The sequence below is a fragment of the Rathayibacter sp. PhB1 genome, assembly GCF_004362935.1.
GTDB classification, from domain to species: domain Bacteria; phylum Actinomycetota; class Actinomycetes; order Actinomycetales; family Microbacteriaceae; genus Rathayibacter; species Rathayibacter festucae.
Genome location: NZ_SNYD01000003.1, coordinates 318421 through 336994, shown reverse-complemented (window position 1 = coordinate 336994; position 18574 = coordinate 318421). Strand labels below are relative to the sequence as shown.

Sequence of the window (18574 nt, the reverse complement as noted above, 5' to 3'; positions counted from 1 at the left end):
CTTCATGCTGGTCGAGTAGCCCCGCAGGGGCGTATCGAGACCCGCCGTCATCAGCAGTGCGTGTCTGCAGACTCGCCGTCCGACGGTGGTGGATCTCGATACGCCCGCTGCGCGGGCTACTCGATCAGCATGCATCGCCACGCGCAGCAGGCCGTGGGCCCTTTTCATGCTGGTCGAGTAGCCCCGCAGGGGCGTATCGAGACCCGCCGTCATCAGCAGTGCGTGTCTGCAGACTCGCCGTCCGACGGTGGTGGATCTCGATACGCCCGCTGCGCGGGCTACTCGATCAGCATGGATTGCGTCCGCGTGTGTGCCCGCAGGCCCTGCTCATGCTGGTCGAGTAGCCCCGCAGGGGCGTATCGAGACCCCGCGCCCCGCTCACCGCAGCGGCCGCAGGAACTCCCGCACGTCCGCGACCAGCCGCTCCGGCTCCTCGAGCGCCGCGAAGTGCCCGCCGCGCTCGGGCACGTCCGTCCAGCGCACGATCGTGTGCGCGTCCTCGACGAAGCGCCGGATGCCGATGTCGTGCGCGAAGCAGAGCACCGCGGTCGGCACGCCCGAGTTCGCCGGCGGCGCACCCCAGTCGCCGCCCTGCGCGTAGCCGACGGACGCGGCCGAGCCCGCCGTCGCTGTGAACCAGTAGAGCGAGGCGTTCCCGAGCAGCAGATCGAGGCCCACGATCTCCTCGGCCGGGGTCTCCGCCGGATGCGTCCAGGCCTGGAACTTGTCCAGCATCCAGGCCAGCTGCGCGACGGGGGAGTCGCCGAGCAGCTCGCCGACGAGTCCCGGCCGGGTCGACTGGAGGGCGATGTAGCCGTACTCCTCCGTCATGAACTCGCGGGTCCGCCGCAGCCGGTCCTGCTCCAGCTCCGTGAGCGTCGCGGCCGTCTCGTCGTCGACGTCCGTCGCGAAGCCGAGCGTGCCGTTCACGTGCACGCCGATCACCCGCTCCGGCGCCACCCGCGCGACCTCGGGGGAGATGCTCGCGCCGAGGTCGCCGCCCTGCACGGCGAAGCGGTCGTACCCGAGCCGGTCCATCAGCGTCAGCCACGCCTCGGCGATCCGCCGCGTCGTCCAGTCGTCCGAGGCCAGCGGCGAGGAGAAGCCGAAGCCGGGGATCGACGGGATCACGACGTCGAAGGCGTCCGCCGCCTCGCCGCCGTGCGCGACCGGATCGGTCAGCGGACCGATCAGTCCGAGGAACTCGAGGAAGGACCCCGGCCAGCCGTGCGTCAGCAGCAGTGGGACGGCACCCGGCACGGCGGACCGCACGTGCGCGAAGTGGATCGCCTGCCCGTCGATCACCGTGCGGAACTGCGGCACCTCGTTCAGCCGCTCCTGGTACCGCGCCCAGTCGAACTCCGCCCAGGCCGACGCGAGCCGGCGGAGGACGCCGGTCGGCACGCCGGTGTCCCAGCCGTCGCCGGGCAGCGGCGCAGGGAACCGCGCGGCCCGGAGCCGGCGGCGGAGGTCGTCGACGTCGCTCTCGGCGATGTCGATGCGGAAGGGGGACACGCTCTCTGCTTCGCTCATGCACCCAGCCTGCCGACGAAGGCGGACAGCAGCCGTCCTGAATGGCGAAGCACCTCGGCCTTCATGCTGGTCGAGCAGCCCCGCAGGGGCGTATCGAGACCCACCCCTCTGCGCAGTGCGTGCCTGCAGACCGGTCTTCTGACGGTGGTGGATCTCGATACGCCCGCTGCGCGGGCTACTCGATCAGCATGCATACCGTCCGCAGGGGGGGCTTCATGCTGGTCGAGTAGCCCCGCAGGGGCGTATCGAGACCCACGATCTTCAGCAGTGGTGCTGCATGCGGGTGGATCTCGATACGCCCGCTGCGCGGGCTACTCGATCAGCATGAATTGCCGCCCGCCGCTCCCCAGGTCGCCCCCCGCCGCACCCGCCCGCCCGCACCGGTGCCCCCGCAGGGCATCCCTCGCCGTGCTCCCGCGCCGTAGCGTGACAGGCATGACGAACGACCCCGAGGCGCGCGACTTCCTGACCTCCCGCCGGGCCCGGCTGACCCCCGAGCAGGTCGAGCTGCCCGCCGGCGGCAACCGCCGGGTGCCGGGCCTGCGCCGCAGCGAGGTGGCCCAGCTGGCCGGCGTGAGCATCGAGTACTACTCGCGGCTCGAGCGCGGCGACCTGCGCGGCGCGTCCGAGTCGGTGCTGACCGCGCTCGCCGACGCCCTGCGCCTCGACCGCGCCGAGCGCGAGCACCTCTTCGACCTCGCCCGCACCGCCGAGCGCTCGCCGCTGCGCTCCCGCCGGCGCGCGCCCGCCGCCGTCCGCCCGAGCATGCGGCTCGCGGTCGAGTCGATCACCTCGGCCCCCGCCTTCGTCCGCAACGGCCGGCTCGACGTCCTGGTCGAGAACGACCTGTTCCGCGCGCTCTACGCCGACCTCTACGCGCTCCCGGAGCGCCCGGTCAACCTCGCCCGCTTCGCCTTCCTGCAGCGCGAGCTCGCGGAGGCGTTCTACCCGGTCTGGAGCACCGCCGCCGACATCACCGTCGGCATCCTCCGCACCGAGGCCGGCCGCGCCCCGCACGACGCCGAGCTCCAGGCCCTCGTCGGCGAGCTGTCCACCCGGAGCGACGAGTTCCGCACCCGCTGGGGCGCCCACGAGGTGCGCCACCACGCCAGCGGCAGCAAGTTCTTCCACCACCCGATCGTCGGCGACCTGCACCTCAGCTACGAGGCCTTCGAGCCGCTCGGCGACCCCGGTCTCGACTTCCTCATCTACAGCGCCGAGCCGGGCTCGCCGAGCGACGACGCCCTGAAGCTGCTCGCGAGCTGGTCGGCGACGCAGAGCGCCGACGCCCCCGCCGCGCACCCCGCCTCCGCCAACAGGACCGCCGAGTGAACCGCCGCACCACCCTCCTCTTCGCGATCGCGGGCGGCGTCGCCGTCGGCAACCTCTACTGGGCCCAGCCGCTGCTCGACTTCCTCGCCACCGACCTCGGCACGAGCACCGGATCCGCGGGCTGGCTCGTCACCGCGACGCAGCTCGGCTACGCCCTCGGCGTGCTCCTCTTCGTCCCGCTCGGCGACGTGCTCGACCGCCGCGTCCTCGTCCCCGCCGCGATGCTCTGCGCCTCCCTCGCCCTCCTCGCCTGCGCGCTCGCGCCGACCTTCGCCGTGCTCGTCGCCACCCTCGCCCTCGTCGGCCTGACCACCGTCGCCGGCCAGATCCTCGCCCCTCTCGCGGGCGACCTCGCCGACGACGCCACCCGCGGCAGGGTCGTCGGCACCGTCGTCTCGGGGATCCTGACCGGCATCCTCGTCTCGCGGACGATCAGCGGCCTCATCGCCCAGGCCGCCGGCTGGCGCACCGTCTACGTCGTCGCGGCGGTCGCGGGCGTCGTGCTCGCGGTCCTGCTCGCCCGAGCGATCCCGTCGCTCCCGCCGCGGACCCGCCTGCGCTACCCGGCCCTGATCGCCTCCGTCTTCGCGATCGTCCGGCGCGAGCGCTCGGTGCGCTGGAGCCTCGCCCTCGGCGGCACGTCCTTCGCCGTCTTCACGATGTTCTGGACGTCGCTGACCTTCCTGCTCAGCGCCCCGCCGTTCTCCTTCGACGTCGGCACGATCGGCCTCTTCGGCCTGATCGGCCTCGCCGGCGCGATCGCAGCCCAGCGCGCCGGGCACCTGCACGACCGCGGTCTGGCGCTCCCGGCGATCGGCGTCGCCTGGGCAGCTGTGCTGCTGTCCTTCGTGATCGCGGGCGTCGGAGGCGGCTCGATCGTCGCGGTTATCGTCGCGATCCTGGTGCTCGACGTCGCGATCCAGGGCCACAACATCCTGGTCCAGTCGCGGATGTTCCAGGTCGACCCGTCCGCGCGCAGCCGCCTCAACACCGCGTTCGTCACGACCAACTTCGTCTGCGGCGCGCTCGGCTCGGCCCTCGCATCCTTCCTCTGGACCCACGGCGGCTGGGGCGCGGTCTGCATCGCCGGCGCCGTGCTGAGCGGCTTCGCGCTCACGGTCTGGCTGCTCGGCCGCCGCTCGGCCCTGGTGCTCCCCGCGGCGCAGCCGGTGGTCTGAGCGCGGCGACCGCTGGGCGCTCAGGTGTCGGACCTCTCAGCTCAGCCGGGACGCTCCAGCCAGCCGGAAGGGCTCGCCAGGAGCGAGCACGTGCACCCGCTCCGGATGCGACACCGCGCGCAGCACGTCGGCCGGGTCGCCGTTGAACGGCGCGAAGTCCGGCGAGTCCACCGAGCCCCAGTGGTGCAGCACCAGCTGCGACGTCGGGTGCGCGTCCGCCATCTCGATCGCGCCCTCGAAGGTGAAGTGCCACTCGCTGTCCGAGAAGTCGAAGAGCATCACGTCGGGGCTCGGCCCGGTCAGGTGGTGCTCGCGGATCAGCCGCGAGTCGCCGGGCGCCCAGACCGTGCCGTCCGGCGTCTCGAGCCAGAAGCCGCAGGCGTCCTCCTCCTCGAAGAAGCGCTGCCCCGGCTCGGGGAACGCGTTCTGCCAGGCGTGGTCGGCCGGGGTCAGCCGGACGCCGACGCCGCCGACCTCGAACGCGTCGTCGATCCCGTGCCCGTGGGCCGGCAGCCCCTCGGCCGTCATCTCCGAGGCGACGTAGCGCGTCGAGTGGAACGCGGTGGTCACCGGCGCGAGCTGCCGGCAGGTCGGCCGGCTGAAGTGGTCGTTGTCGCTGTGGGTCACCAGCACCGCGTCCAGGCGCGGCACGGCGGCGGCGGCGATCGGGAAGTCGATCAGCACCGGCATGTCGAAGCCGCCGAGCAGCGGATCGATCATCAGCGACGTGCCGCGCGAGGTGAGCAGGAACCCGGCCATGCCGAGCCAGCGCAGCGTCGTGCCGCCGTCGTCCTCGAACGCCTCGTCGCCGAAGAAGCGGGTCGGCCCCGCCACCGCCTGGCGGCGCTCGTCGTCCTGCGCGTTCGTCATCGTCGTCTCCGCTCGTCGAGGTCGTTCCGGAACCACCCTACGAGCGGCTCCGAGACGGAGCGGCGCGTGCTGCGGCGCGTGCTCATTCCGCGAAGACGCGCTTCGCGACGTCGATCGCCGAGAGCGCCTTGGGCCAGCCGGCGTAGAAGGCGAGGTGGGTGAACGCCTCGACGATCTCGGCCTCGGTCAGCCCGTTGTCGCGGCCGATGCGGATGTGCGCGTCGAGCTGCACCGTGCTCCCGCCGGTGAGCAGCGAGGAGAGCGTGAGCAGGCTGCGGTCGCGCTTGGCGAGCTCGGGGCGCTCCCAGACGTCGCCGAAGAGCACGTCCTCGGTGAGCTGGACGATCTTCGGAGCGAGGTCGCCGATGGAGGCGCGGAGCGGGCTGGGGGTGGTCTCGGGCACGGGGTCTCCTCGGGGTTGGGGGAAGGGGGATCCCGACCACTCCACACCGCTGTCCCCGCGCGAGCGAGGCCCTGCCGGAACGTGTACCGCCAGGGCCTGTCCCGCGCTCCGACCCCGGCCTAGCGTGGCGACGGAGGCGGACGCCCGGCCCGCCGCCACCGCGGAAGAAGGACTCTGATGAACATCGAACCGACGACCCCCACCGCCAAGAACCCGCCCGAGCAGTTCGCCGGCGACGTCTGGCTCGACACCATCGTCGTGCCGCACGACGCCGACCAGCGCACCACGATGGCCCGGGTGCGCTTCGCCCCCGGCGCCCGCACCGCCTGGCACTCGCACGCCCGCGGCCAGTACCTGCACGTGACCTCGGGCGTCGCCCGCTTCGGCGGCCGCGACGGCACGGTCCTCGAGGTGCACGCCGGCCAGACCCTCTACACCCCGCCCGGCGAGGAGCACTGGCACGCCTCCGCGCCCGGCGTCTTCATGGAGCACCTCGCCGTGCTCGAGGCTGCCGACGACCCGTCGACGACCACGGCCTGGGCCGAGCACATCACTGACGCGGACTACGAGGGCAGCGGAGCCGAGGGCCGCTGACGGACGCAGAACATCAGCTGAGACGCCTGGTCATCGCCCATCGGCGATGAGCCGCACGTTCAGCTGACGTTCTGCAGCGGCAGGACCCGGGGGTGCTACTCGTACCGCAGCGACTGCACCGGATCCGCCCGTGCCGCCCGCGCGGCCGGCAGCGTCCCCGCCACGAACGCGATCACCATCACCACGAGCACCACCGTCAGGATCGACACCGGGTCGAACGCGATCAGGGTCAGCCCCGGCAGGTCCGAGAGCAGCGAGCCCGAGAGCACCCCGCTCAGCCCGGTCCCCGCCGCCACCGCCAGCAGCGCGCCGATCGCGCTGCCGAGGAAGCCGATGAACGCCGCCTCGATGCTGAAGAGCGCGAACACGCGTCCGCTGCCCATGCCCATCGCCTTCATCAGGCCGATCTCGCGGGTCCGCTCCTGCACGCTCATCAGCAGCGTGTTGACGATGCCGAAGCTCGCCGCCAGCAGCGCGATCACCGCGAAGGCGTTGAGCACCAGCACGATCCCGTCGACGACGGACTTGATCGTGCCCAGCTGGTCCGCGACCGTGGTGCCGGTGTAGCCGGCGTCCGCGAGGCGGTCCTTGAGCGCGGTGACCTGCTCGTCGTCCGCCGCCGCGTCGAAGCGCACGCTCGCCTGGGCGAAGCGGTCGACCTGGTCCGCCGGCACGCCGGTGCTCTGCGTCGTGAACAGCGCGTCGGTGAGCGCGTCGTTCGTGACGAGGCCCCCGCCCGCTCCCGCGATGCTCTCCTCCGCGACGCCGACGATCGTCGCCTCGACCACGTGCGGCGTCCGCTGCGCATCGGTGATGCCGATCGACACGGTCGTCCCGACGGCCGCCGCGTCGTCCGCGAAGCCGAGCGGCTCGACGTAGGACACCGGCAGCACCGCCTGGAGCTGCGTCGACGCGTCGTCGAGGCCGGCCCCCGCGGCGAGCTGGACGGTCTGCCCCTCCACGAGGCTGCCGATCCCGATCACGTACTTCGGTCCGTCGCCGGCCGCCACGTAGTCGGCCGAGATCGACTTCACCGCCTGCACGTCGAGCACGCCCTCGACTCCGGCGAGCGTCTCGAGGTCGGCCGGGGTCAGCGCGACGACGGTCTGCCCGGGAGGCCCCGCCGCCCCGCTCGCGACCGCGTCGGGGTCGTACTCGACCGGCCCGGAGCCCAGGCCCGTCGCCGACTCCGAGGTCTTCGACACGGTCATCACGTCCGAGGCGCCGACCCCGTCGACCGTGTCGTCGATGTAGGCGTTGATGCCGGTGCCGAGCCCGTTGGTGAGGGTCAGGGTGAACGCGCCGACGAAGATCGCGAGGATCGTCAGGAGCGTGCGCGTCCGGGAGCGGAAGGTGTTGGCGATCGCGGTCCCGATCAGGTCGACGGCCTTCATGCGGCCACCGCCGCGGAGTCCTCGACCAGCAGGCCGTCGCGGATCATCAGGCGCCGGTCGCAGCGCGCGGCCAGCTCCTCGTCGTGGGTGACCACGATCAGGGTGATGCCGTTCTCGCGGTTGAGCGCGAAGAGGATGTCCTCGACCACTCCGCCGGTCGTCGTGTCCAGGTTGCCGGTCGGCTCGTCCGCGAACAGGATGCGCGGGTTGTTGACGAGCGCGCGGGCGATGACCGTCCGCTGCTTCTGCCCGCCGGAGAGGTCGACGGCCCTGCTGCCGGCCTTGTCGTCGAGCTCGAGCTGGGCCAGCGCGGCGAGGCCGCGCCGCTTGCGCTCCGCCCGGCCGATCCCGGCGATCTTCATCGGCAGCACCACGTTGTCGAGCACTGAGGCGTTCGGCGTGAGGAAGAACTGCTGGAACACGAAGCCGAAGGTGCGGTTGCGGGTGACGTCGAGCCGGCGCCCCTTGAGCGTGCTGGTGTCCACTCCCTCGAGCTCGACCACGCCGGTGCTGGGGGCGTCGAGCAGCGCGAGCAGGTGCATCAGGGTCGACTTGCCCGAGCCGCTCTTGCCGACGATGGCGACGCTCTCGCCCTCCTGGATGTCGAAGCTCACGCCCTTCAGCGCCTCGAAGCGGTTCTGGCCTCGGCCGTACGACCTGCGGACGTCTCTCACCGAGATGATGGGCGTGCTCATGGGACTCCCTCCGCCGCCCGGCGGGTTCCGGGGCGGCCACTCCAGCCTGGGCGGCGCCGCCCGATCGCGCGTCCCTCGCAGGGTGTCCCCGCCGTACCGCGGTCGCGGTAGGCGGAGCACCACGGCGGGGTGACGCCGCGGCGCGCGCACTCCGCCAGGATGTGGGGATGACGCCGCGGATGCAGGCCCACCCGCGGCTGCGGTCGTGGCTCGGCGACGCCCTCGCGGCCGCGATCATCGTCGCCGCGGCGTTCGCGCCGTTCCAGGGGTCCGCTCAGCGGCCGTCGGGCCTGCTCGAGTTCGCGATCGTGCTCGCGCCGGCGGTCCTGCTGCCGCTGCGGCGGCGCCGGCCGATCCCGGTGCTCGCGGCGATCGTCGCGCTGTCCGCCGCCGCGGCGGTCCTCGGCCTGCTCGCGCCGGGGGTCGTCCTCGCGACGGCGATCGCGATGTTCGCGGTGACGAACCGCAGCTCCCGCCGGGTCGGTCTCGTCGTGACCGGGGTCACGGTGGTCGCGGTGGTGCTCCTGAGCGTCGTCGGCGCGGCGGTGAGCCCCCTCGACGCCCGGGCGGTGCAGTACGCCGTCACGGTGCTCTTCGCGGCGGCCGCCGGCGACGCCACGCGCTCGCGCCGCGAGTACATCGTCGCGGTGACCGAGCGGGCGGAGCGGGCCGAGCAGACCCGGGAGTCGGAGGCGCGGCGCCGCGTCAGCGAGGAGCGGCTGCGCATCGCCCGCGACCTGCACGACGCCGTCGCGCACCAGATCTCGGTGATCAGCCTCAACGCCGGGGTGGCGAGCTCCGCCCTCGACTCCCGGCCCGAGAAGGCGCGCGAGGCGCTGAGCACGATCCGCAGCGCGGCCCGCTCGGTCCTGGGCGAGATCGGCGACCTCCTCGAGGTCCTCCGCACCGACGAGGCGGCCGGCACGGCGCCGCAGCCCGGCCTCGACCGGCTCGACGAGCTCGTCCGCCGCTTCGGCGAGGACGGCCTGCAGGTCACCGTCCGCACCGAGGGTGCGCTCGACCGCGTCCAGGGGGCGGTCGATCTCGTCGCCTACCGCGTGGTCCAGGAGGCGCTCACCAACGCCCACAAGCACGGCGCCGAGCATCGCGCGCACGTCCTCGTCGCGGTGGCGGACGACCGCGTCGAGATCGTCGTGGCGAACCCGGTCGCGGCCGTCGCGGGTCCGGACCCCGAGCGCGGCAGCGGGCACGGGCTGCTCGGCCTCCGGGAGCGCGTGGCCTCCGTCCGCGGCACGGTGGTGACGGGAGCGACACCGGGCGGCTACCGGGTGGCGGCGTCGCTGCCGCTGCCGCAGGCGGCGGTCGGGCCGTCGGCGTCGCTCCCGCAGACACCTTCGACCCCGCCGACGCCGACCCCGACCCCAGAGGAGGACCCGCGATGACCACCGTCCTCGTCGTCGACGACCAGCCCCTGATCCGCCAGGCCGTCACCGACATCCTGAGCGGCGAGAGCGGCATCGAGGTCGTCGGCGAGGCGCGCACCGGCCGCGAGGCGGTCGAGCTGGCGACCCGCCTGCACCCCGACGTCGTCCTGATGGACATCCGCATGCCCGAGCTCGACGGCATCGGCGCCACCGCCCTGATCTGCGCCGACCCGGAGCTGGCGGCGACGAAGGTCCTCATCCTCACGACCTTCGAGGAGGACGAGTACCTGATCGCCGCCCTGCGCGCGGGCGCCGGGGGCTTCCTCGGCAAGGGCGCCGAGCCGGAGGAGATCGCCGCCGCCGTCCGCGCCGTGCACGCGGGCGACAGCCTGCTCTCGCCCGCCGCGACCCGCAGCCTGATCACCCGCTACGTCCTCGCGCCCCAGGCCTCGCCGCCGCTCGTCGAGCCGCCGGAGTTCGCCCAGCTCACCGACCGCGAGCGCGAGGTCCTCCTGCTCGTCGCGCGCGGCCGCTCCAACCAGGAGATCGCGGACGACCTCGTCATCTCCCCGCACACCGCCAAGACCCACGTCAACCGCATCATGTCCAAGCTCTCGGCCCACGACCGCGCCCAGCTCGTGATCGCCGCCTACGAGAGCGGCCTGCTGACCCCCGGCGCGTGATCCCCTTCGCGCCGGAGGCGTCGATTTCGCGGACCGTTCTGAGAGCGTGACGGAGCTCGTCACTACGCTGGCGGCCGTGACCGACCGATCGACTCCCGCCCGCCACGAGCGCCGCATCGCGCGCATGGTGATGCGCATCGGAGAGAGGACGGAGCGGTATGCGACGTATCTCGCGGGCGGACTGGCCGGAGCGAGCACTCTCCTCGGAATGCTGGTCGGCTTCGACGCTCGTCTGCTCCTCCCGACCGGCGTGCTCCTGGTCGCAGCCGGCGTCCTCGTCGTGGCTCACGATCGATGGTTGACGTCCCGAGCGCTGCAGCGCGAGCTCGACATCGCGGCGGACAGGGTGGCGGTCGAGGCATCCTCCACTGCGGAGCTCGAAGCCCTCGCAGAGCGGCACTCGGTCGTGGCCGATGCGTTCGCGGAGATCGCCTCTGCCGCTGCAGACATGGCCGACATGAGCAAGCGAGAACGGGCGCGGGCGTTCGAGCGCCTGGTGAAGCAGTCGGTCGACGCGATCGCCTATCTCCTGCACGGCGACATCCCGGGCGTGCGCGCCGTCGTCTACCAGGTGGACAGCGCGGGGACGCTCCTGGAACCGGTCGACAAGGCGTCCAACGGGTACCGGCAGCCTCCCTCGCCTTTCGTCGCCGGCACTGTCCGCGGCGATACGGCGTTCGAGATCCTCCGGTCCGGCAGATCCCTGTTCGTCGACGACATCACCACCGCACCGGGCGACTGGGCGGAGTCGGGGAACGGCTACAACACGTTCATCACCACCCCGATCGTCACGCCGACCGGTGCGTTCGGCCTCGTCACCGTCGACGCGCCCCTCACAGACACCCTCACCGAGGAGGACGAGAACGATCTGCGCCTCATCGCCGGGATCCTCGCCGTCGTGTTCGCCGAGCACCGCCGACGCACCCCCGGCCGAAGCGCCGTGGATCCTTCTCGATCAGTGGATCCGACCGTAAACTCGACGTCATGACGATCACGGACCCTGGAAAAGTGGAGCTGTCGGAGCCCCGCCGCGACGGGCTGCGCGATCTGACCGACGTCGCCGTCCGCCAGCAGATCCTCGACGAGGCGCGTCGTGACGCCCAGCGCTCCGTCGCCCGCACGCGCCGCGGCCGTCGGGCGGCAGCCCAGAGCGGCCGCTGACGCGCTCGCGTCCGTCAGGGACCAGGCCGTCTTCGATCCGCTGGCGGAAGCCCTGCTGAGGTGGTCCTCCCTCGCCGGCTGCAGAGGAGGAGCACGATCAGCCGACGTCGTGCGGTGACGACGGCGCGCGCTACTGCACCGGGCCGGCGATGCGGGGGAGGAGGCGCTGGATGGCCGTCGCGGCGGCGCCGCGGGCCCACTCGATCAGGCCGCCGTCGTCGACCAGCAGCGTGGGCGCGTCGGCGTCCGGATCGCGGACGGCCGCGATCGCCGCGTCCACCAGCGCCGACTGCTCCGAGTAGAGCGCCACGCCCTCGCCGGCCAGGATCACCGTGTCGGCCATCGCCAGGTTCGCGATCGCCGAGATCATCGTGCCGAGCGCCCGGGCCGAGTCCTCGAGGATCCGCGCGGCGGCCTGGTCGCCCTCGCGCGCCAGCGCGAAGCCCTCGGCCAGCGTCAGCTCGCGCCCGGTCGCCACGTAGAGCTGCCGCGTCAGCGACGGCAGCGTCAGCATCGCCGTCGAGCAGCCGCGGTGCCCCGCCTCGCAGACCGGCCCGCCCGGGTCGAGCGGGAAGTGGCCGCCGAGCCCGAGGCCCGCGGCCGGCGGCGCGACGACGCGGTCGTGCACCACGAGTCCGTAGCCGACGCCCGCGCCCATCGTCAGGACCGCGAAGTGCGAGAGCCCGCGCCCGCGCCCGAACCAGTGCTCGGCCGCGGTGAGCGCGACGACGTCGTTCTCCAGCGCCACCGGCAGCCCGAGCTCCGCCGACAGCGGCCCGGCGAGGTCGACGTCGCGCCAGCGGAGGAACGGCGCGCGCCGTACCCGCCCCGCCGCGTCCACGCTTCCGCCGATCGTCACGCCCAGCCCGGCGAAGGCGGAGGCCCCGCCCAGCTCCTCGACCACGGCGACGACCGCGGCGATCACCTCCCGCGGCGAGGTCCCCGGCAGCGTCCGGACCAGCCCGCGCTCGGTCTGCGCCCGCAGATCGGTGCGGACGGCGAGCACCTCGGTGCCGGTGATCTTGACGCCCGCGAAGCGCAGCGCCTCCGGGCGGATGTCGAGCGGGCGGGCCGGCCGGCCGACCCCCGCGCTCTGCTCGGCGCCCTCCACGAAGAGGCCGCTCTCGAGGAAGGGGCGGGTGAGCCGGGTGAGGCTGGCGGGGGAGAGGCCGAGCCGCCGGCCGAGGTCCGCGCGCGAGATCGGCCCGTGGATGAGCACTTCGCGGGCCAGGAGCTCCGCCGAGGTGCCGGCGCCGTCCTCCGCCGCGACGGTGTCCGTCATCGCCATGCTGCCGCCCTTCTTTCCGTTCCGACACGAAGCTACTCGACCGCCACCCCGCGAACGGGTCTCATCGACCACATCCGCCCTCTTGACAGCCCTATTACTTCTGCCGTAGAACTAACGCATGCAGCGCAGCACCGCACCGACGAGCACCCCCGAGTCCCTCGGATCCGCCGCCGACCGCGTCCTCCACCTCCGCAGCGGAGGAACGAGCGTGGTCGTCGACGCCCGCACCGCCGCCTTCCCGGCGATCGTGCACTGGGGCGCCGACCTCGGCCATCTTTCCGCCGCTGAACTATCGGCGCTCGCCGCGGCCGCCGTGCCGCAGCGCGTCTCCGGCGGCCTCGACGCCCCGGCCCCGTTCGGCCTCGTCGCCGTCGAGGCGGACGGCTGGCAGCACGCGCCGACCCTCGAGGGCACGCACGAGCGCGAGACCGCGAGCGAGCGCTTCGTCGTCGAGAGCCTCGAGAGCCTCGGCGCCGCCCTCCGCGTCGTCGCCGTCGGCGCCCGCCTGCGCGTCACGATCGACGTCGAGGTCGACGGCTCCGGACTGCTCACCCAGCGCGCCCGCGTCGAGAACCTCGACGAGCGCCCCTTCCGCCTCGAGCGCCTCGACCTCGGCTTCCCCCTCCCCGCGACCGCCCGCGAGATCCTGGACACCACCGGCCACCACCTCCGCGAGCGCCACCCCCAGCGCCGCCCGCTCACCATCGGCGAGCACACCCGCAGCACGCGCCGCGGGCGTCCCGGCGCCGACGCGACGCTCCTCCTCGCCGTCGGCACTCCGGGCTTCGGCTGGGAGCGCGGGCTCGTGCACGGCGTGCACCTCGGCTGGAGCGGCAACGCCGCGATCCGCGCCGAGCGCACCGTCGAGGGCGTCTCGCTGGTCGCGACCGGCGAGCTGCTCCGCCCCGCCGAGATCGAGCTCGCGCAGGGCGAGAGCTACGAGACGCCGGTCGCCTACGGCTCCTGGGGCGACGGGCTGAACGCCCTGCAGGCCCGGTTCCACGCGTCGCTCCGGACCCGCGCGCAGCACCCCGTCACTCCGCGGCCCGTCACCCTCAACACCTGGGAGGCCGTCTACTTCGACCACGACCTCGCCGGCCTCACCGCGCTCGCCGAGAGCGCCGCGCGGATCGGAGTGGAGCGGTTCGTGCTCGACGACGGCTGGTTCCTCGGCCGGCGCGACGACACGACCAGCCTCGGCGACTGGACCGTCGACCCGGACGTCTGGCCGCGCGGCCTCTCGCCGATCATCGAGGCGGTCACCGGCCTGGGGATGCAGTTCGGCCTCTGGGTCGAGCCCGAGATGATCAGCCCCGACTCCGAGCTCGCCCGCGCGCATCCGGAGTGGATCCTCGGCCCGGCCGGCCACCTCCCGCACTCGGCGCGCCAGCAGCAGGTCCTCGACCTCTCCCAGCGCGGCGCGTACGAGCACGTGCTCGCCGCCCTCGACGCGCTGGTGACGGAGTACCCGATCGCGTACCTCAAGTGGGACCACAACCGCGACCTGATCGAGGCGGTCTCGCCCGCCACCGGCCGCGCGGCCGTGCACGAGAACGTCCTCGCGCTCTACCGGCTGCTCGACGAGCTCCGCGCCCGGCACCCCGGCCTCGAGATCGAGTCCTGCGCGTCCGGCGGCTCCCGCGTCGACCTCGGCATCCTCGCCCGCACCGACCGCATCTGGACCAGCGACTGCAACGACCCGCTCGAGCGGCAGACCATCCAGCCGTACACGCAGCTGGTCGTCCCGCCCGAGCTGATGGGGCAGCACATCGGCCCGCCGCAGGCGCACTCCACCCAGCGCACGCACTCGCTCGCGTTCCGCGCCGGCACCGCGCTGACCGGCCACCTCGGCATCGAGTGGGACGTCTCGGCCCTCGAGCCCGCCGTGGAGGAGGAGCTGACCCGCTGGGTCGCCTTCCACCGCGAGCACCGCGACCTGCTGCACAGCGGCACCGTCGTCCGCGCCGACCTCGCCGACGACGCGGCCTCGCTCTCCGGAGTCGTCGCCGCCGACCGCGCGTCCGCCCTCTTCGTCCTCGCCCAGCTCCGCACGGGGGAGAGCTACCCGCCCGGGCGGCTCACTCTCCCGGGACTCGATCCCGACACCGCCTACGCCGTCCGACTCGCCCCGGTGTCCGCACCGCTCGGCGGGCCCGGCCAGTCGCCCCTCGACTGGACCCTGCACGACACCGTCCTCACCGGCCGCGTCCTCGCGACGGTCGGCCTGCAGACCCCCGTCCTGAACCCGGAGTCCCTCGTCGTCCTGACCGCCACCGCCGTCGAGTAGCCCACGCCGCTCGAGCGGCCCGTTCCGCTCCTTGCTGATCGAGCAGCCCGCTCCGCGGGCCGCCTTCGCCGACCGAGCAGCCCGCGCAGCGGGCGTATCGAGATCCACCGTCCTGCAGGCGCGTGATCTCGATACGCCGCTCCGCGGCTACTCGACCAGCAAGGTTCCCGCCCCGCGTTCCCCCTCTTGCTGATCGAGTAGCCCGCTCTGCGGGCGTATCGAGATCCACCGTCCTGCAGACGCGCGGTCTCGATACGCCACTTCGTCTCGAGATCCACCGTCCTGCAGTCCCTCACCCCCCCCCCGCGCAAGGAGGCGCCCCACCCATGACCCCTCGCCACGTCCCCCCGCCCGGCGCCCTGTCCCGGCGCCTCTTCCTCTCGGCCGCCGCGTCCGCCGCCTCGATCGCCGCCCTCGCCTCCTGCGCCTCGCCCGGCGCGGAGAGCGGCGTCACCACGCTCGACTTCTTCCAGTTCAAGGCCGAGGCCGTCGAGGACTTCGCCCGGATCATCGCGCAGTTCGAGGCCGCCAACCCCGACATCCGCGTGATCGCCAACAACGTCCCCGACCCGGACACCGCCCTGCGCACGCTGCTCGTGAAGGACAAGATCCCCGACGTCCTCACCCTCAACGGCTCCGGCTACTACGCCGATCTCGCCAAGGCCGGCGTCTTCCACGACTTCACCGGCGACGAGCTCGTCGAGCGGGTGAATCCGGCGGCGCTCGAGATCATCGACGCCCTCGGCAGCTTCAACGGCGAGGAGATCAACGCCCTCGCCTTCGCCAACAACGCCGACGGCATCCTCTACAACCGCACGATCTTCGCCGACAACGGCATCGAGGTCCCGACCACCTGGGACGAGCTGATCGCCGTCTGCGACACCCTCGTCGCCGCGGGCGTCACCCCGTTCTACGGCGCGCTGCTCGACAACTGGACCGGCGCCCCGGCCTTCAACGCCCTGGCCGGCCAGCTGCAGCCGGAGGGCTTCTTCGACGCGATGCGCGCCGAGGGAGCCGACCTCGGCCCCGACTCGCCCGTCTCGTTCTCCAAGGATTACGCGCTGGCGATGGAGCGCCTCGGGCAGCTCTTCTCCTACACCCAGGAGGGCTCCTTCGGCCGCGGCTACGACGACGGCAACCAGGCCTTCGCAGCCGGCGAGGCCGCGATGTACCCGCAGGGCATCTGGGCGATCAACCCGGTCCGCACCAACAACCCCGACATCGACCTCGGCGTCTTCCCCTACCCCGTGCTCGACGACCCCGCCGACACGCAGGTCACCTCCGGAGTCGACGTCGCCGTAGCGATCGGCCGCGGCACCCCGAAGCTGGAGGCCGCCCGCCGCTTCGTCGCCTTCCTGCTCGACCCCGCCGTGGTCGAGCCCTACGTGCAGAGCCAGGCCGCCTTCTCGCCGCTCGTCGGCGCCGCCCCCAACAGCGACCCGACCCTCGCCGAGCTGCAGCCCTACTTCGAGCAGGGCCGCCTGATCGGCTTCGTCGACCACCAGATCCCCGCGAGCATCCCGCTCAACCCCACCCTCCAGGCGTTCCTCGCCAGTGGAGACGCGGACGCCGCGCTCCGCACCCTCGACAGTGAGTGGCGCAAGGTCGCGGCACGCACGACCCGGAAGTGAGCAGGACATGACCACGACCACGACGGCGGCGCCCCAGACGCCGGCCACCACGCCTCCGGTCGCCCCGCGCAAGCGGACCCTCGGCCGCACCTCGAAGACGTTCTACTGGATGACGGTCCCCGCCGTCCTGCTCTTCTTCGTCCTGCACACCGTGCCGGTCCTCACCGGCATCTTCTTCAGCTTCACGAACTACGCCGGCTACGGCTCGTGGGACCTGATCGGCTTCTCCAACTACCTGGCCCTGCTCCAGGACGACCGGGTGTGGAAGGCCTACGGCTTCACCTTCGGCTTCGCGATCGTGGCGACCGTCCTCGTCAATGTGATCTCGCTCGGGATCGCCATCGCCCTGAACGCGAAGATCAAGTTCCAGACCGCCTTCCGCGGGATCTACTTCATCCCCTACGTGCTCTCGACCCTGGTCATCGGCTACGTCTTCCAGTACCTCTTCGCGAACTCGCTCCCGCAGATCGTCGGAGCGATACCGGTGCTCGGCGAGAACATCCTCGCGAACGCCGACTGGGCCTGGGTCGCGATCGTGATCCTGGCGGTCTGGCAGGCCTCGGCCTTCTCGATCATCATCTACCTCGCCGGCCTGCAGACCATTCCGGGGGAGCTCTACGAGGCGACCTCGCTCGACGGGGCGACGCCCTGGCGGCAGTTCACCTCGATCACCTTCCCGCTGATCGCCTCCTTCTTCACGATCAACATGGTCCTGTCGATGAAGAACTTCCTCCAGGTCTTCGACCACATCGTCGCCCTCACCAACGGCGGGCCGGGCACCTCCACCGAGTCGATCACGCTGCTGATCTACCGCGGCGGCTTCCAGGGCGGCGAGTACGCCTATCAGACGGCCAACGCCGTCCTCTACTTCCTCATCATCATCGTGGTCTCGCTGATCCAGTTCCGAGTCCTCAGCCGCAGAGAGGCGTCCTTCTGATGACCGCGACCATCACCCCCACCACCGCCATCGCCCTCGGCGAGCCGCAGGACGGCAAGCGCCCGCGCCGCCCCTCCCGCGACTCCTACAGGATCAACTGGTGGGCCACCGCGCTCATCGCCGTCTGCTCGCTGACGATCCTGCTGCCGCTCTACTTCGCCGTCGTCACGGCGCTGAAGACCCCGGACCAGCTCGGCGGCACCGGCTTCGAGCTGCCGACCTCGATCTCCTGGGAGAACTTCGCCACCGCCTGGGAGGCGACCCGCTTCCCGCAGGCGTTCGTCAACACCGCGCTGATCACAGTGGGCGCGGTCGCGCTGACGCTCTTCTCGAACTCGATGGTCGCCTACGCCGTCGCCCGCAATCTCGACAAGCCGTTCTTCAAGGGCGTCTACTTCTACCTGCTCGCCGCGGTCTTCGTGCCGTTCCCGATCATCATGCTGCCGGTGGTGAAGGAGACGGCACTGCTGGGCCTGGACAACCAGGTCGGGCTGATCCTGCTCTACGCCGTCTTCGGCCTCTCGATCAACACCTTCATCTACACGGCCTTCATCCGCTCGATCCCGATCGAGCTCGAGGAGGCGGCCCGCACCGACGGCGCCTCGACCTGGCGCACCTACTGGCAGATCATCTTCCCGCTGCTCGGACCGATGAACGCGACCGTCGGCATCCTCACCTGCGTCTGGGCCTGGAACGACTTCATCCTGCCGCTGGTGGTGCTCTCCGACCCGTCGGCCCGCACGCTGCCGCTCGCGGAGTACGTCTTCCAGGGGCAGTTCAACACCAACTACACCGTCGCCTTCGCCTCGTACCTCATGGCGATGGCCCCGCTGCTGATCGTCTACCTCTTCGCCCAGCGCTGGGTCGTCAGCGGCGTGATGCGCGGCTCGATCAAGTAGCGCACCCAGCGCCCGACCTTCGAGAAATCTCACTTCCATGCTGGTCGAGTAGCCCCGAAGGGGCGTATCGAGACCCGCCGTCGTCCGGTGGGTGGATCTCGATACGCCCGCTCCGCGGGCTACTCGATCACCATGAAGGGCCGCTGCGCGGGCTCTTCCATCGCTAGGAAGGGCCGCTTCGCGGGCTGTTCCTACAGCGGGCACCGCGGCCTCCATGCTGGTCGAGTAGCCCCGGAGGGGCGTATCGAGACCCGCCGTCGTCCGGTGGGTGGATCTCGATACGCCCGCTCCGCGGGCTACTCGA

Annotated in this window: 17 protein-coding genes; 11 read left to right on the top strand and 6 right to left on the bottom strand. The window is 72.3% G+C overall.

Features of this window, described 5'->3' with window-relative positions; translation table 11 throughout:
* Positions 1-378 precede the first annotated feature (378 nt).
* Positions 379-1533 carry an epoxide hydrolase family protein gene (locus EDF17_RS09355; RefSeq protein ID WP_123446846.1) on the bottom strand — a complete coding sequence of 385 codons (1155 nt, stop codon included), beginning with the start codon at positions 1531-1533 and terminating at the stop codon, positions 379-381.
* Positions 1534-1968: 435 nt separating this feature from the next.
* On the opposite strand from EDF17_RS09355, the gene EDF17_RS09350 reads away from it, so the two are divergent.
* Positions 1969-2865, top strand: coding sequence for a helix-turn-helix transcriptional regulator (locus EDF17_RS09350; protein WP_123446845.1), 897 nt, complete (start codon positions 1969-1971; stop codon positions 2863-2865).
* Entirely contained in the window at positions 2862-4043 is a 1182-nt protein-coding gene (locus EDF17_RS09345) for an MFS transporter (protein ID WP_123446844.1), read from the top strand. Before EDF17_RS09350 ends, EDF17_RS09345 begins: the two co-directional genes overlap by 4 nt.
* 36 nt (positions 4044-4079) lie before the next feature.
* Here EDF17_RS09345 and EDF17_RS09340 read toward each other — a convergent pair whose 3' ends face one another.
* Positions 4080-4913 carry an MBL fold metallo-hydrolase gene (locus EDF17_RS09340; RefSeq protein WP_123446843.1) on the bottom strand — a complete coding sequence of 278 codons (834 nt, stop codon included), beginning with the start codon at positions 4911-4913 and terminating at the stop codon, positions 4080-4082.
* A gap of 82 nt (positions 4914-4995) precedes the next feature.
* On the bottom strand, positions 4996-5316 hold the full coding sequence (locus EDF17_RS09335; protein WP_123446842.1) for a carboxymuconolactone decarboxylase family protein: 321 nt from the start codon (positions 5314-5316) through the stop codon (positions 4996-4998).
* Between the two features lie 177 nt (positions 5317-5493).
* Here EDF17_RS09335 and EDF17_RS09330 point away from each other — a divergent pair, with 177 nt between their 5' ends.
* The gene (locus EDF17_RS09330; protein ID WP_123446841.1) at positions 5494-5910 is read left to right on the top strand and encodes a cupin domain-containing protein; all 417 of its coding nucleotides are present in this window, start codon (positions 5494-5496) and stop codon (positions 5908-5910) included.
* 95 nt (positions 5911-6005) lie between these two features.
* Here EDF17_RS09330 and EDF17_RS09325 read toward each other — a convergent pair whose 3' ends face one another.
* Together EDF17_RS09325 and EDF17_RS09320 are read right to left on the bottom strand one after the other, a co-directional pair.
* Positions 6006-7304 carry an ABC transporter permease gene (locus tag EDF17_RS09325; RefSeq protein ID WP_123446840.1) on the bottom strand — a complete coding sequence of 433 codons (1299 nt, stop codon included), beginning with the start codon at positions 7302-7304 and terminating at the stop codon, positions 6006-6008.
* Positions 7301-7999, bottom strand: coding sequence for an ABC transporter ATP-binding protein (locus EDF17_RS09320; RefSeq protein ID WP_123446839.1), 699 nt, complete (start codon positions 7997-7999; stop codon positions 7301-7303). Before EDF17_RS09320 ends, EDF17_RS09325 begins: the two co-directional genes overlap by 4 nt.
* A gap of 167 nt (positions 8000-8166) precedes the next feature.
* On the opposite strand from EDF17_RS09320, the gene EDF17_RS09315 reads away from it, so the two are divergent.
* From EDF17_RS09315 to EDF17_RS19805, 4 genes are all read left to right on the top strand, one after another.
* A complete protein-coding gene (locus EDF17_RS09315; RefSeq protein WP_123446838.1) occupies positions 8167-9402 on the top strand; it encodes a histidine kinase in 1236 nt (411 codons plus the stop codon).
* The gene (locus EDF17_RS09310) at positions 9399-10067 is read left to right on the top strand and encodes a response regulator transcription factor (RefSeq protein WP_123446837.1); all 669 of its coding nucleotides are present in this window, start codon (positions 9399-9401) and stop codon (positions 10065-10067) included. The genes EDF17_RS09315 and EDF17_RS09310 overlap by 4 nt, the downstream gene beginning before the upstream one ends.
* 76 nt (positions 10068-10143) lie before the next feature.
* A complete protein-coding gene (locus tag EDF17_RS09305; protein WP_133671968.1) occupies positions 10144-11055 on the top strand; it encodes a GAF domain-containing protein in 912 nt (303 codons plus the stop codon).
* Positions 11052-11228 (top strand): hypothetical protein, encoded by a 177-nt coding sequence (locus tag EDF17_RS19805; RefSeq protein WP_166649635.1) that lies wholly within the window; start codon positions 11052-11054, stop codon positions 11226-11228. Before EDF17_RS09305 ends, EDF17_RS19805 begins: the two co-directional genes overlap by 4 nt.
* Before the next feature lie 130 nt (positions 11229-11358).
* Here EDF17_RS19805 and EDF17_RS09300 read toward each other — a convergent pair whose 3' ends face one another.
* Complete coding sequence (locus tag EDF17_RS09300; protein WP_243732843.1) at positions 11359-12516, bottom strand: ROK family transcriptional regulator; 1158 nt, start codon at positions 12514-12516, stop codon at positions 11359-11361.
* Positions 12517-12634: 118 nt separating this feature from the next.
* Between EDF17_RS09300 and EDF17_RS09295 the strand changes: the two genes are divergently transcribed.
* From EDF17_RS09295 to EDF17_RS09280, 4 genes are all read left to right on the top strand, one after another.
* On the top strand, positions 12635-14803 hold the full coding sequence (locus tag EDF17_RS09295; protein WP_123446835.1) for an alpha-galactosidase: 2169 nt from the start codon (positions 12635-12637) through the stop codon (positions 14801-14803).
* A 326-nt stretch (positions 14804-15129) separates the two neighbouring features.
* Positions 15130-16434, top strand: a complete 1305-nt coding sequence (locus EDF17_RS09290) for an extracellular solute-binding protein (RefSeq protein ID WP_123446834.1) — start codon at positions 15130-15132, stop codon at positions 16432-16434.
* Between the two features lie 7 nt (positions 16435-16441).
* Entirely contained in the window at positions 16442-17371 is a 930-nt protein-coding gene (locus EDF17_RS09285; protein ID WP_123446833.1) for a sugar ABC transporter permease, read from the top strand.
* Positions 17371-18270, top strand: coding sequence for a carbohydrate ABC transporter permease (locus EDF17_RS09280; RefSeq protein WP_123446832.1), 900 nt, complete (start codon positions 17371-17373; stop codon positions 18268-18270). The genes EDF17_RS09285 and EDF17_RS09280 overlap by 1 nt, the downstream gene beginning before the upstream one ends.
* Positions 18271-18574 lie beyond the last annotated feature (304 nt).